General features: G+C 61.3%; 14 protein-coding genes and 1 pseudogene. 7 read left to right on the top strand and 8 right to left on the bottom strand.

Translation table 11 applies throughout. From position 1 onward, the window contains the following. Position 1 precedes the first annotated feature (1 nt). Entirely contained in the window at positions 2–865 is an 864-nt protein-coding gene (locus tag M5G17_RS20820) for a YicC/YloC family endoribonuclease (RefSeq protein ID WP_273894783.1), read from the bottom strand. Positions 866–1,102: 237 nt separating this feature from the next. Between M5G17_RS20820 and rph the strand changes: the two genes are divergently transcribed. After that, entirely contained in the window at positions 1,103–1,825 is a 723-nt protein-coding gene (gene rph, locus M5G17_RS20815; protein ID WP_130262031.1) for a ribonuclease PH, read from the top strand. Positions 1,826–1,849: 24 nt separating this feature from the next. Continuing rightward, on the top strand, positions 1,850–2,218 hold the full coding sequence (locus tag M5G17_RS20810) for a DUF4870 domain-containing protein (protein ID WP_130262030.1): 369 nt from the start codon (positions 1,850–1,852) through the stop codon (positions 2,216–2,218). A gap of 67 nt (positions 2,219–2,285) precedes the next feature. On the opposite strand, the gene M5G17_RS20805 is transcribed toward M5G17_RS20810, so the two are convergent. After that, positions 2,286–3,065 carry an exodeoxyribonuclease III gene (locus M5G17_RS20805; RefSeq protein WP_010225880.1) on the bottom strand — a complete coding sequence of 260 codons (780 nt, stop codon included), beginning with the start codon at positions 3,063–3,065 and terminating at the stop codon, positions 2,286–2,288. 80 nt (positions 3,066–3,145) lie between these two features. Here M5G17_RS20805 and pyrE point away from each other — a divergent pair, with 80 nt between their 5' ends. Then, positions 3,146–3,787: an orotate phosphoribosyltransferase gene (pyrE, locus tag M5G17_RS20800; RefSeq protein ID WP_273894782.1), complete on the top strand. Its 642-nt coding sequence runs from the start codon at positions 3,146–3,148 to the stop codon at positions 3,785–3,787. 71 nt (positions 3,788–3,858) lie between these two features. Here the strand turns inward: pyrE and argB are convergent, their stop codons facing one another. From argB to coaBC, 4 genes and pseudogenes are all read right to left on the bottom strand, one after another. Further along, positions 3,859–4,764, bottom strand: coding sequence for an acetylglutamate kinase (gene argB / locus M5G17_RS20795; RefSeq protein ID WP_273894781.1), 906 nt, complete (start codon positions 4,762–4,764; stop codon positions 3,859–3,861). A 29-nt stretch (positions 4,765–4,793) separates the two neighbouring features. Then, positions 4,794–6,170 (bottom strand): annotated as a pseudogene (locus tag M5G17_RS20790) (phosphomannomutase/phosphoglucomutase); the annotation flags it as partial. 136 nt (positions 6,171–6,306) lie between these two features. Beyond that, the gene (gene dut / locus M5G17_RS20785; protein WP_273894779.1) at positions 6,307–6,762 is read right to left on the bottom strand and encodes a dUTP diphosphatase; all 456 of its coding nucleotides are present in this window, start codon (positions 6,760–6,762) and stop codon (positions 6,307–6,309) included. Between the two features lie 6 nt (positions 6,763–6,768). Further along, on the bottom strand, positions 6,769–7,977 hold the full coding sequence (coaBC, locus tag M5G17_RS20780) for a bifunctional phosphopantothenoylcysteine decarboxylase/phosphopantothenate--cysteine ligase CoaBC (protein WP_273894778.1): 1,209 nt from the start codon (positions 7,975–7,977) through the stop codon (positions 6,769–6,771). Between the two features lie 133 nt (positions 7,978–8,110). Between coaBC and radC the strand changes: the two genes are divergently transcribed. Continuing rightward, positions 8,111–8,785 carry a RadC family protein gene (gene radC, locus M5G17_RS20775; protein ID WP_273894777.1) on the top strand — a complete coding sequence of 225 codons (675 nt, stop codon included), beginning with the start codon at positions 8,111–8,113 and terminating at the stop codon, positions 8,783–8,785. Here radC and M5G17_RS20770 read toward each other — a convergent pair. Continuing rightward, positions 8,782–10,371: an ABC transporter substrate-binding protein gene (locus tag M5G17_RS20770; protein ID WP_273894776.1), complete on the bottom strand. Its 1,590-nt coding sequence runs from the start codon at positions 10,369–10,371 to the stop codon at positions 8,782–8,784. The genes radC and M5G17_RS20770 overlap by 4 nt on opposite strands. Positions 10,372–10,733: 362 nt before the next feature. Between M5G17_RS20770 and rpmB the strand changes: the two genes are divergently transcribed. Both rpmB and rpmG read left to right on the top strand, forming a co-directional pair. Beyond that, complete coding sequence (rpmB, locus tag M5G17_RS20765; RefSeq protein WP_010225868.1) at positions 10,734–10,970, top strand: 50S ribosomal protein L28; 237 nt, start codon at positions 10,734–10,736, stop codon at positions 10,968–10,970. 11 nt (positions 10,971–10,981) lie between these two features. Further along, positions 10,982–11,137, top strand: a complete 156-nt coding sequence (gene rpmG, locus M5G17_RS20760; RefSeq protein ID WP_010225867.1) for a 50S ribosomal protein L33 — start codon at positions 10,982–10,984, stop codon at positions 11,135–11,137. 80 nt (positions 11,138–11,217) lie between these two features. Here the strand turns inward: rpmG and M5G17_RS20755 are convergent, their stop codons facing one another. Continuing rightward, complete coding sequence (locus M5G17_RS20755; protein WP_273894775.1) at positions 11,218–11,583, bottom strand: cupin domain-containing protein; 366 nt, start codon at positions 11,581–11,583, stop codon at positions 11,218–11,220. Between the two features lie 199 nt (positions 11,584–11,782). Here M5G17_RS20755 and M5G17_RS20750 point away from each other — a divergent pair, with 199 nt between their 5' ends. Further along, the gene (locus tag M5G17_RS20750) at positions 11,783–13,276 is read left to right on the top strand and encodes an aldehyde dehydrogenase (protein ID WP_130262020.1); all 1,494 of its coding nucleotides are present in this window, start codon (positions 11,783–11,785) and stop codon (positions 13,274–13,276) included. Positions 13,277–13,286: the final 10 nt, after the last annotated feature.

The following is a 13,286-nucleotide window of genomic DNA, read 5'->3' as shown; positions in this document are numbered from 1 at the left end:
CTTACTCAATGTTCTGTACTTGTTCACGCATCTGCTCGATCAGTACCTTGAGGTTGACCGCGGACTGGGTGCTGCGTGGGTCGAAGGCTTTGGAGCCCAGGGTGTTGGCTTCGCGGTTGAGTTCCTGCATCAGGAAGTCCAGGCGCCGCCCGGCTGCGCCGCCGGACTTGAGCACTCGGCGTACTTCGGTGACGTGGGTGCTCAAGCGGTCGAGCTCTTCGGCTACGTCGCTTTTTTGCGCAAGCAGGACCATCTCCTGTTCCAGGCGCTGCGGGTCGAGTTCGGCCTGCATGTCGCTGAAGCGGTCGAGGATCTTCTGCCGTTGGGCTGCAAGCATCTGCGGTACCAGGGCGCGCAAGGTGGTGACCTCGCTGGCCATGTTGTCCAGACGTTCGTTGATCAGCCGGGCCAGCTCGCCGCCTTCACGGTTGCGGCCGTTTTTCAGATCGTTCAGGGCCTCTTCGAACAGGGCCATGGCCTCGCTGTTGAGCGCCTGCGGGTCGGCGGCATCGGCCACCAGAACACCCGGCCAGGCCAGCACTTCCAGTGGGTTGAGCGGTGCCGGCTGCTTGATCAGGCTGGCCACTGTCTCGGCAGCGGCGACCAGTTGCGCGGCGCGCTCGCGGTCGACCTGCAGGGCCTTGCCGTTGTGTTCTTCGTTGAAGCGCAGGGTGCATTCGACCTTGCCCCGCGACAGGCCCTGGCGCAGGCTTTCGCGCACGGCGCCTTCGAGGTCGCGGAAGGCCTCGGGCAGGCGCAGGTGCGGCTCCAGGTAGCGATGATTGACCGAGCGCAGTTCCCAGATGAGGGTGCCCTGGCTACCGGCGCGCTCGACACGAGCAAAAGCGGTCATGCTGTGCACCATGGGAAGTACCTCGCGCAATAGATGAAGGAAAGCCAAGCGGCTGAAGGCGCAAGATTGTAGCGCAGTGCGGCGCTGGCTCCCAATCCACTGATGTTACAAACAGTCAGGGTGTTCCCGGAAAAACCCGACCAACGCCCCTGGGCCGCCTGTTTCGGGGCTTGCGACAATAGGCGTGTCTTCATTGCCCGGCGCGCTCTATAATGCGGGGCAGATTCAAGTCCAGTACAGGTATCCCAAATGAAACGTCCAAGTGGTCGCGTTGCCGATCAGCTCCGCTCGATCCGCATCACCCGCAACTACACCAAACACGCCGAGGGGTCAGTACTGGTCGAGTTCGGTGACACCAAAGTCATCTGCACCGTCAGTGTCGAGAATGGTGTCCCGCGCTTCCTCAAGGGCCAGGGCCAGGGTTGGTTGACCGCCGAGTACGGCATGCTGCCGCGCTCCACTGGCGAGCGTAACCAGCGCGAAGCCAGCCGTGGCAAGCAAGGCGGTCGTACCCTCGAGATCCAGCGCCTGATCGGCCGCTCCCTGCGCGCCGCGCTCGACATGAGCAAGCTGGGCGACATCACCCTGTACGTCGACTGCGACGTGATCCAGGCCGACGGCGGCACCCGCACCGCATCGATCACCGGCGCCATGGTGGCCCTGGTCGACGCCCTGCGCGTGGTCAAGAAGCGTGGCGGCCTGAAGGGCGGTGACCCGCTCAAGCATATGATCGCCGCAGTTTCGGTGGGCATGTACCAGGGCCAGCCAGTACTGGACCTGGACTACCTCGAAGACTCGGCCGCCGAGACCGACCTGAACGTGGTCATGACCAGTCAGGGTGGTTTCATCGAAGTGCAGGGCACTGCCGAAGGCGCACCCTTCCAGCCTGAAGAGCTCAATGCCATGCTGGCACTGGCGCAAAAAGGCATGGCCGACCTGTTCGAGCTGCAGAAGGCCTCGTTGGCCGATTGATTCAATCCAGGCAAGGAGCGCAGCATGACCGAGCAGCCATTGCAGTTGCCTAACCCCAGCGCCGAAGTTCGGCAGTGGGCGATGTTTTGCCATCTGTCCGGGTTGTTGGGTCTGTTCTTCCCCTTCGGCAGCCTGCTCGGGCCGTTGGTGATGTGGATCTGGAAGAAAGACGTCGACCCATTCGTCGACGCCCAGGGCAAGGAAGCGTTGAATTTCCAGATCACCGTGTTCATCGCCGGGATCATTTGCGCGCTACTGATGTTCGTGCTGGTTGGCGTTGTACTGTTGGGCATACTGATGGTTGCGGTGCTGATCCTGACCATCATGGCCGGGGTCAAAGCCAACGACGGCCTGCCGTACCGTTACCCGCTGACCTGGCGGCCGATCAAATAATGATCAGCTAAAAGTGACAGCCACAAAAAAGCCGACGATGACGTCGGCTTTTTTGTGGCTGAGCGAATCAGATCGTCAGCGTCCAGTCGTAGTCCACGATCAACGGCGCGTGTTGGGAGAAGCGCGGTTGGCGGGGCAGGCGTGCGCTACGCACAAAGCGGCGCAGGCCCGGGGTCAGCAACTGGTAATCGAAACGCCAGCCCAGGTTGAGCATCTCGGCCTGTTCGTTATCCGGCCACCAGCTGTACTGGTCGCCTTCACGGCTGACTTCGCGCAGGGCATCGACATAACCCATGTTGCCGACAATCTCGTCCATCCAGGCGCGTTCCGGCGCCAGGAAGCCTGGAGACTGCTGGCCATCGCGCCAGTTCTTGACGTCGAGCTTCTGCTGCGCCACGTACAACGAGCCGCAATAGATGTATTCACGGCGCTTGCGCCGTTGTTTGTCCAGGTACTTGGCGAAGTCGTCCATCAACTTGAACTTCTGGTTCAAGTCTTCATCGCCGTTCATTCCCGAAGGTAGCAACAGTGTTGCAATACTTACCTTGTCGAAATCGGCCTGCAGGTAACGTCCGTAGCGATCGGCTGTCTCGAAGCCCAGGCCGCTGATGACTGCCTTGGGCTGCAATCGCGAATAAAGTGCCACGCCGCCTTGGGCGGGAACTTCTGCGTCGCAGGCATAAAGGAAGTAGCCATCGAGCTGGAAAGCTGGGTCGTCGAGTTCAAAGGCCGAGGCGCGGGTATCCTGAAGGCAGATGACGTCAGCATTCTGGGCTTGTAGCCAGCTGAGCAAACCACGCTCGACTGCTGCCTGAATGCCATTAACGTTCACACTGATGATCCGCATAAATGGCCCCAAAAATCTCGTGCGTGTATGATACCCGAGCTGTACTCAATTAGCTAAATCCGTGGTATCCGGGACTCCTCATGCAGCCGTATCAGCGCGACTTCATTCGTTTTGCCATCGACCGCGGGGTTCTGCGCTTCGGTGAATTCACCCTCAAGTCCGGGCGCACCAGCCCGTACTTTTTCAATGCCGGCCTGTTCAACAGCGGTTCGGCCCTGGCTCAGCTCGGGCGTTTCTATGCTGCGGCGATCGTCGACAGCAAGATCCCCTTCGACGTGCTGTTCGGCCCGGCCTACAAGGGTATCCCCCTGGCGGCGGCCACTGCAGTGGCCCTGGCCGAGCACCATGACCTCGACCTGCCGTGGTGCTTCAACCGCAAGGAGGCCAAGGCCCACGGTGAGGGCGGCAGCCTGGTCGGCGCAGCGCTGACCGGCGACGTACTGATCATCGACGACGTGATCACCGCTGGCACGGCCATCCGCGAAGTCATGCAGATCATCCAGGGCCAGCAAGCCAAGGCTGCCGGCGTACTGATCGCGTTGAACCGCCAGGAGCGCGGCAACGGCGAGCTGTCGGCAATCCAGGAAGTGGAGCGTGACTTCGGCATTCCGGTGGTGAGCATCGTCTCGCTGAACCAGGTGCTGGAGTTCCTCGCCGACGACCCGGCACTCAAGCAGCACTTGCCGGCCGTCGAGGCCTACCGGGCGCAGTACGGTATCTGAGGCAAATAAAAAGGCGACCGAGGGTCGCCTTTTTTGTGCCTCATCGCGGGGCAAGCCCGCGCCCACAGGAATTAATGCGGCTTGTGATTGGTGATCAGTGTGCCCACACCGCTGTCGGTGAAGATCTCCAGCAGCACCGCATTCGGTACCCGGCCATCGATGATGTGCGAGCTGTTGACCCCGCCTTGCACAGCTTCCAGTGCGCAGCGGATCTTCGGCAGCATGCCGCCGTAGATGGTGCCATCGGCGATCAGTTCGTTGACCTGCTCGGTGGTCAGGCCGGTGAGCACGGTGCCTTGCTTGTCCATCAGGCCGGCGATGTTGGTCAGTAGCATCAGCTTTTCAGCCTTCAGTGCTTCAGCCACCTTGCCTGCTACCAGGTCAGCGTTGATGTTGTACGACTCGCCATTGGCACCGACGCCAATCGGTGCGATCACCGGAATGAAGTCGCCTTTGACCAGCATGTTGAGCAGGTCGGTGTTAACCCCGACCACTTCGCCAACGTGGCCGATGTCGATGATTTCCGGGGTGGTCATCTCCGGGGTCTGGCGGGTGACGGTGAGCTTTTTCGCACGAATCAGCTCCGCGTCCTTGCCGGTCAGGCCGATGGCGCTACCGCCATGGCGGTTGATCAGGTTGACGATGTCCTTGTTGACCTGGCCGCCGAGAACCATCTCGACCACGTCCATGGTTTGCGCGTCGGTGACACGCATGCCGTCGACGAAGCGGCTCTCGATCGACAGGCGTTTGAGCAGGTCACCGATCTGTGGGCCGCCACCGTGCACGACCACCGGGTTGATGCCGACCGCTTTCATCAGCACCACATCGCGGGCAAAACCGGTTTTGAGCTCTTCGCTCTCCATCGCGTTGCCGCCGTATTTGATCACCAGGGTCTTGCCGACAAAGCGGCGAATGTAAGGCAGCGCTTCGGACAAAACCTGGGCGACATGGGTGGCGGCATCGCGATCGAGGGTCATGCAGGGCTCCAGTTGGAACAGAAAGTCGGTCAGAACGTGGGTTGCAGGTCAGGGGCAACGCGCTTCAGCTGGGCGCGAAATACCTCTTTGATACGCTGCAGTTCGGCGTCATTGTCGGCCTCGAAGCGCAATACCAGCACCGGCGTGGTGTTGGAGGCGCGAACCAGGCCCCAGCCGTGGGGGTAGTCGACCCGCACACCATCAATGGTGGTCAGGTTGGCGTCGTTGCCCCAGTCGGCATCGCGTTGCAGTGCATCAATGATGCTGAATTTACCCTCGTCGGTCACATCAATATTGATTTCCGGCGTGGAAATATCGTTCGGGAACGCCGCAAACAGCTGCTCAGCATCGGTTTTGGCCTGGCTGAGGATCTCTAGCAGTCGCGCAGCGCTGTAGATACCGTCGTCAAAACCGTACCAGCGTTCCTTGATGAAGATGTGACCGCTCATCTCGCCTGCGAGCAGGGCACCGGTCTGTTTCATCTTCTTCTTGATCAACGAATGACCGGTCTTCCACATTAGCGCGCGACCGCCGTATTGCTCGATCAATGGGGTCAGGCGACGGGTGCATTTGACGTCGAAGATGATTTCGGCCCCGGGGTTGCGCGCCAGGACATCCTGGGCGAACAGCATCAGCAGGCGGTCGGGGTAGACGATGCTGCCGGTGTTGGTGACCACGCCGACACGGTCGCCATCACCGTCGAAGGCCAGGCCCAGGTCGGCGCCGGTTTCCTTGACCTTGGCGATCAGGTCGACCAGGTTTTCGGGCTTGCCCGGGTCCGGGTGATGGTTGGGGAAGTTGCCGTCGACCTCGCAGAACAGCGGGATCATCTCGCAGCCCAGGGCTTCGATCAGTTGCGGGGCAATGACGCCAGCCGCCCCGTTGCCGCAGTCGACGACCACTTTGAGCTTTTTCGCCAGCTTGATATCACCGGTGATCTGCTTGAAGTAACGCTCGAGGATTTCGACCTTCTCGACGCTGCCTTCACCATGGCTCAGGTCGTTGGTCTGCAGGCGGGTCAGCAGCGCCTGGATCTGCTCGTTGGCCAGGGTGTCGCCAGCGATGACGATCTTGAAGCCGTTGTAGTTGGGTGGGTTGTGGCTACCGGTGAGCATGACCCCGGACTTGCCGGCCAAAACGTTGGCGGCGTAGTACAAGGCGGGAGTCGGTACCAGGCCAACGTCGCTGACCTTGCAGCCGGCTTCGATCAGGCCCTTGATCAGTTGTTCGACCAGCATGGGCCCGGACAGGCGGCCGTCACGGCCGACCGAGATGTTCGGTTCACCCAGGGCGAGGGTTTGTGCACCGATGGCGCGACCGATCCAGTAGGCGGTTTCGGCGGTCAGGGTGTCACCGACCACGCCACGGATATCGTAGGCGCGGAAGATGCTGGCAGGCAGTGCGGGTACCAGGTGTGCCATGTCGTTCATCTCTGGGGAGCTCCAATTTAGAGGGCGTGCAGGGCAGGCTCAAACTGAACGCTTTGACGGCCATTTCGCCAGAGAGTTCGCCATCCTTGGCTCACGCTGGGCAACCGATGGATCAATGGCTGCCGGAATGACCAAAGCCGCCAGCGCCACGCTGGCTTTCATCGAAGGCTTCGACGATGTCGAAATGTGCCTGCACCACCGGCACCAGCACCAGTTGTGCGATGCGTTCGCCTATGGCGATGGTGAATGGCGTCTGGCCACGGTTCCAGCAGGAGACCATCAGCTCGCCCTGGTAATCGGAGTCGATCAGGCCGACCAGGTTGCCAAGGACGATACCGTGTTTATGGCCCAGGCCCGAGCGCGGCAGGATCAGCGCGGCGAGACCCGGATCACCGATGTATACCGACAGGCCGGTGGGGATCAGCAGGGTCTGGCCAGGCTCCAGGACGGTGTCCTCCGTGAGCATGGCGCGCAGGTCGAGGCCGGCCGAGCCCGGGGTGGCGTACTGTGGCAGCGGAAAGTCGCTGCCGATGCGTGGATCGAGAATCTTGGCTTGTAGGGCGTGCATGCGAAATTAAACCTGGTTGAGACGTTCGGCGATGAAAGCTACCAGCTGGCGGGCGATCTTGCCTTTGCTGGTCTGCGCGAAAACAGTTGCTTGAAGTTGGCGGTCGATGACGCTGCAGGCGTTCTCCTCGCTGTTGAAGCCGATGCTGGGGTTGGCCACATCGTTGGCGACAATCAGGTCGAGGTTCTTGTCCTTGAGCTTGCGCGCGGCGTAATCGAGCAGGTGTTCGGTCTCGGCGGCGAAGCCGACGCTGAATGGGCGGTCAGGGCGGGTGGAAATACTGGCGAGAATGTCCGGATTGCGGACCATCTGCAGCAGCAGGCCGTCACCTGTCGTAGGGTCTTTCTTGAGTTTTTGCGGGGCGACAACCTCTGGGCGGTAGTCTGCGACCGCAGCCGAGGCGATAAACACATCGCAAGGGATGGCGGCTTCACAGGCGGCGAGCATGTCGCGAGCGCTGACCACGTCGATGCGGGTAACGCGATCGGGCGTTGGCAGGCTCACCGGGCCAGTGACCAGGGTTACCTTGGCGCCGGCTTCCACCGCCGCTTCGGCGAGGGCAAAGCCCATTTTCCCCGAGCTGTGGTTGGTGATGTAGCGCACCGGGTCGATGTTTTCCTGGGTCGGGCCGGCAGTAATCAGCACGTGCTTGCCGGTCAGCGACTCGCGCTTGAAGGTCTCGGCGGCGCACCAGGCCAGGTCAGTGGCTTCGAGCATGCGGCCCAGGCCCACGTCGCCACAGGCCTGGCTGCCGGAGGCCGGGCCGAACACCTGGATATCGCGGCTTTGCAGCAGTTCAAGGTTGGCCTGGGTGGCCGGGTCGCGCCACATCGCCTGGTTCATCGCCGGGGCCACGGCCACGGTGGCGTCGGTGGCCAGCACCAGGGTGGTCAGCAGGTCGTCGGCGACACCTTGGGCCAGGCGCGCGAGCAGGTCGGCGGTGGCTGGGGCAATCAGCACCAGGTCGGCCCACTTGGCCAGCTCGATATGGCCCATCGCCGCTTCGGCAGCAGGGTCCAATAGATCCATGTGCACCGGGTGGCCGGACAGGGCCTGCATGGTCAGCGGGGTGATGAACTCAGCCCCGCCCCGGGTCATGACGACGCGCACTTGGGCGCCGTGTTCCAGGAGTCGGCGAACCAGCTCGGCACTTTTGTAGGCGGCAATGCCGCCGCCGACGCCGAGAACGATGCGCTTCCGATACAGCCGCTGCATAGGCTTGCCTTTTGCTCAGTGATTACACGCGGCGACGACGCCTCCCCAGGCCGGTTCGTCGCGTAAAAATGAGCGGCTAATGTAGCACAGGGCTCAAACCGGGAGCAGTAACCGCAAGACAGAGGGAATTGTCATGAGTATCAGGGATTGGCCTGCGGCGGAGCGGCCGCGTGAAAAACTGCTGGAATCGGGAGCGGGTAGCCTGTCGGATGCCGAGCTGCTGGCGATCTTTTTGCGTACCGGCGTGCGTGGGCGTAGCGCGGTCGACCTGGCCAGGCATTTGCTCGGACGCTTCGGTGGCCTGCGTGGCTTGCTTGAGGCTGACAGCCGCAGCTTCAATGGTGAGCTTGGGCTGGGTCCGGCCAAGTTCGCCCAGTTGCAGGCTGTACTGGAAATGTCCCGGCGCCATCTGGCTGAACGTCTGCGGCGTGATTCAGCCTTGCAGAGCCCGCAGGCGGTCAAGGACTACCTCAAAGCTCGTCTGCGCCACGAGCCGCACGAAGTGTTTGGCTGCCTGTTCCTCGACAGCAAGCATCGGGTGCTGGCGTTCGAGGCGCTGTTTCAGGGGTCGATCAACAGCACCAGTGTCTATCCGCGTCAGGTCATCAAGCGTGCCCTGGCACACAATGCTGCGGCGTTGATCCTCTGCCACAACCACCCCTCAGGGGTGAGCGAGCCCAGCGATGCAGACCTTTCGCTGACCCGGCGCCTGACCAAGGCGCTGGAGATGATCGAAGTGCGCGTGCTCGACCATTTCGTCATCGGCGACGGCGAACCGCTGTCGATGGCCGAGCATGGCTGGCTCTAGCGCAAGGTGTGGACCCCGGCAAAGTCCTGGCGACCGAACGGGCTGACCTGATAACCCTGGACCTCCTTGCGCGTCAGTACGGCGGCAGTCGGGTGGGCCAGGGGCAACCACAAGGCCTGTTGCTGGATCAGCGTCTGGGCCTGCTGGTACAGGCGGCTACGCACGCTCTGGTCGGTGGTGGTCTTGCCGGCGCTGATCAACTGGTCCAGACGCTGATCGCAGTAGCGGGCGAAGTTGGTCCCGGACTTGACCGCCGCGCAGGAAAACTGCGGGCTGAGGAAGTTGTCCGGGTCGCCGTTGTCGCCGGCCCAACCCATGAACAGCAGGTCATGTTCGCCAGCCTTGGCCCGACGGATCAGCTCACCCCATTCGATCACACGGATCTCGGCCTTGATGCCGATCTTGCCCAGGTCCGCCTGCAGCAATTGCGCACCAAGGCTGGGGTTGGGATTGAGCAGGCTGCCCTGCGGGCGGGTCCAGATTGTGGTGTTGAAGCCGTCTTTGAGGCCAGCCTTGCCTAACAGGGCTTTGGCTTTGTCCAGGTCGGCGGGGTAGCCCGGCAGATCCTTGGCGTAGCTCCAGGTGTTGGGCGGGTAGGGGCCATTGGCGGCAACGGCAGTGTCTTCAAACACCGCTTTGAGGTAGCTGGGCTTGTCGAACGCCAGGTTGATGGCTTGACGCACCTCGGGCTTGTCCAACGGTGCATGCTGGCTATTAATAGCGACGAATGCAGTCATGAAGGCTTCAGTCTTTTCTACCTTCAGTGCCGAATCTTCGCTCGCGGCGGCGATGTCTAGCGGCTTGGGCGACAAGGCGATCTGGCACTCGTCGCGCTTGAGTTTTTGCAGGCGCACGTTGGCATCGGGGGTGATGGCGAAGATCAACGGATCGACACCCGGCTTGCCGGCAAAGTAGTCCGGGTTGGCCCGGTAGCGGATCACCGCGTCCTTCTGGAAACGGTTGAACACAAACGGCCCGGTACCGATCGGCTGGCTGTTGAGCTTCTCCGGAGTGCCGGCCTTGAGCAGTTGGTCGGCGTATTCGGCGGAGTAGATCGAGGCAAAGCCCATGCTCAGGGTGGCCAGGAAGGTGGCGTCGGGGTGGTCGAGGGTAAAGCGCACGGTCAGCGGATCGAGCGCATCGATCTGCTTGATCAGGCTGGGCAACTGCAGCGACTGGGCGTGCGGGTAGCCGCTCTGGGCGATCTTGTGCCAGGAGTGCGCGGGATAAAGCATGCGCTGGAAGCTGAACAGCACGTCGTCGGCATCCAGGGTGCGAGTGGGCTTGAAGTAGCCGGTGCTGTGGAATTTCACCTCCGGGCGCAACTTGAACTCGTAGACCAGGCCGTCCGGCGACACCGTCCAGCTTTCAGCCAGGCTCTTCACCACTTGGCCCTCGCGCGCGTCGAACTCGACCAGGCGGTTCATCAGCACGTCGGCCGAAGCATTGGTGGTGGTCAGCGAATTGTACTGGACCACGTCGAAACCTTCGGGACTGGCTTCAGTGCACACGCTCAGCGCAGCCGCCTGGGCGAAAGCCGGGCCGAGCAGGGTGGCGAACAACAGGGGTAAAACGGCAGCACGCATGGGGATTCCTTGGCTGATCGGTGGCCCATCTGCCAGTGCAGTCTGGAAAAGTCCTACCCTAGTGTGCCGGGAGGCAAATGACCATCTCCTTTTTTAGCCACCTGGCGACGAGCGGTCGACAGCTTGCCGGGCCAGTGGTTATGCTGCTCCGGCGTGTCGAACAGCACGTCAAAGCACATCTTCTGTTGTTGTGCTCTGGTCTTTCTGGTATAAAGCAGCGCTCTTTTCTAGGGGCTCGGCTTGTCGCATTTGCTGAGCGAGTCGATAAGACCCTGAAGAAACACGGCGCCTGGCGCCAAAGACTGAGAGATTAAGCGGCCAACCCATGCCGGGTTGGGCATGTGGTTTTAGAGGGCTGAGGCATGTCGAGAGTCTGTCAAGTTACCGGTAAGGGTCCGGTAACCGGGAATAACATTTCCCACGCGAATAACAAAACCCGTCGTCGTTTCCTGCCGAACCTGCAGCATCATCGCTTCTGGGTCGAGTCCGAGAAGCGTTTCGTGCGTCTGCGCGTCTCTGCCAAAGGCATGCGCATCATCGACAAGCGCGGCATCGATGCCGTTCTGGTCGACATTCGCCGTAACGGCGCTAAGGTCTAAGGGAGAGAATCATGCGTGAATTGATCCGTCTGGTGTCGACCGCTAATACCGGCCACTTCTACACCACCGACAAGAACAAGCGCACCACTCCGGACAAAATCGAAATCAAAAAATTCGATCCGGTTGTTCGCAAGCACGTGATCTACAAGGAAGCCAAGATCAAGTAATTGATCCGGCTGACGAAAAAAGGGCCCGTATCTCAGGATACGGGCCCTTTTTTTATGCCTGCAGGAGCGGGGGATAGACCTTAACCGGCTTTTTGCTCGAACATCACATAGATCTTGCGGCACGGCTCCAGCACTTCCCAGGTGCCCTTGAAGCCCGCTGGAATCACGAAGCGATCACCGGCCCGCAGGGTTTTCGCGCCGCCTGCTTCATCACGCAGCACCGAGACGCCTTGAACGATCTCGCAGTACTCGTGTTCGGTGTAATTGACGGTCCATTGCCCGACGGCACCCTCCCAGACGCCAGCATGAAACTGCGAGCATGGGCTGGAGTAGTGGTTGTACACCGCCTGTTCGGGATCGCCCTTGAGTACCTTTTCTGCGGCGGGGCGATAGCGTTCCGCTTCGGTCAGCACCTGGGCGAAGTCGATGATCTGGGCAATATTCATGGTCGGGTCCCCTTTTTGTTGTTTAATAAAATGAACATCAGTAGGTGTTTGTCGTGATTCTGTCAAATATATTGAAAACTAGGGCGCCGGTGGTTTAGGGTGACAGGTGCCTGTGCGCCTGTGTCGCTCAGCCAGAATTTTCGACAGTGCCGTCAAACTCTCGTGCGGCCCTGCACCTTAACAAGAGGAGGAGTTTCGTATGACCACCCTGACTCGTGCGGATTGGGACCAGCGTGCCCAGCAACTGAAGATCGAAGGCCGTGCCTTCATCAATGGTGAATACACCGCTGCCGTCTCCGGCGCGACGTTCGAGTGCCTCAGCCCGGTCGACGGACGCCTCCTGGCGCAGATCGCCAGCTGCGACGAGGCCGATGCCAAGCGCGCTGTGGAAAACGCCCGCGCCACCTTCGCCTCCGGCGTCTGGTCGCGTCTGGCCCCGGCCAAGCGTAAAGCCACCATGATCCGTTTCGCCGGCCTGCTCAAGCAGAACGTCGAGGAGCTGGCGCTGCTGGAAACCCTGGACATGGGCAAGCCGATCAGCGACTCGCTGAACATCGACGTGCCAGGTGCCGCTCAGGCCCTGAGCTGGAACGGTGAAGCGATCGACAAGATCTACGACGAAGTCGCCGCTACCCCGCACAACCAGCTGGGCCTGGTGACCCGCGAACCTGTGGGTGTGGTTGCTGCCATCGTGCCTTGGAACTTCCCGTTGCTGATGGCCTGCTGGAAACTCGGCCCGGCCCTGGCGACCGGTAACTCGGTGGTACTCAAGCCTTCGGAAAAATCGCCGCTGACCGCCATCCGCATCGCCCAGCTGGCCATCGAAGCCGGTATTCCTGCTGGTGTGCTGAACGTGCTGCCAGGTTATGGCCACACCGTCGGCAAGGCCCTGGCCCTGCACATGGACGTCGATACCCTGGTGTTCACCGGTTCGACCAAGATCGCCAAGCAACTGATGATCTACGCCGGCGAGTCGAACATGAAGCGCGTTTGGCTGGAAGCCGGCGGCAAGAGCCCGAACATCGTCTTTGCTGACGCTCCGGATCTCAACGCCGCCGCCGAAGCGGCCGCCAGTGCCATCGCCTTCAACCAGGGCGAAGTCTGCACCGCAGGTTCGCGCCTGCTGGTCGAGCGTTCGATCAAGGACAAATTCCTGCCGCTGGTGCTAGAAGCACTGAAGGCCTGGAAGCCGGGCAATCCGCTTGACCCTGCCACCACCGTGGGTGCGCTGGTCGACACCCAGCAGATGAACACCGTGCTGTCCTACATCGAAGCCGGTCACAGTGACGGCGCCAAGCTGTTGGTAGGCGGCAAGCGCATTCTTGAAGAAACCGGCGGCACTTACGTTGAGCCGACCATCTTCGACGGCGTGACCAATGCCATGAAGATCGCTCAGGAAGAAATCTTCGGCCCGGTACTGTCGGTCATCACCTTTGACTCCACCGAAGAGGCGATCAACATCGCCAACGACACGCCGTACGGCCTGGCTGCCGGTGTCTGGACCGCCGACATCTCCAAGGCACACCTGACCGCCAAGGCCTTGCGTGCCGGTAGCGTGTGGGTCAACCAGTATGATGGCGGCGACATGACCGCGCCGTTCGGCGGCTTCAAACAGTCGGGCAACGGCCGTGACAAGTCGCTGCATGCGCTGGACAAGTACACCGAGCTGAAAGCGACCTGGATCAAGCTGTAAGACCTGGGTG

The sequence above is a fragment of the Pseudomonas rubra genome (assembly GCF_028656935.1).
Classification (GTDB): Bacteria; Pseudomonadota; Gammaproteobacteria; order Pseudomonadales; family Pseudomonadaceae; genus Aquipseudomonas; species Aquipseudomonas rubra.
The sequence above is the reverse complement of the archived record's forward strand: the minus strand, read 5'-3'. Positions and strand labels throughout refer to the sequence as shown.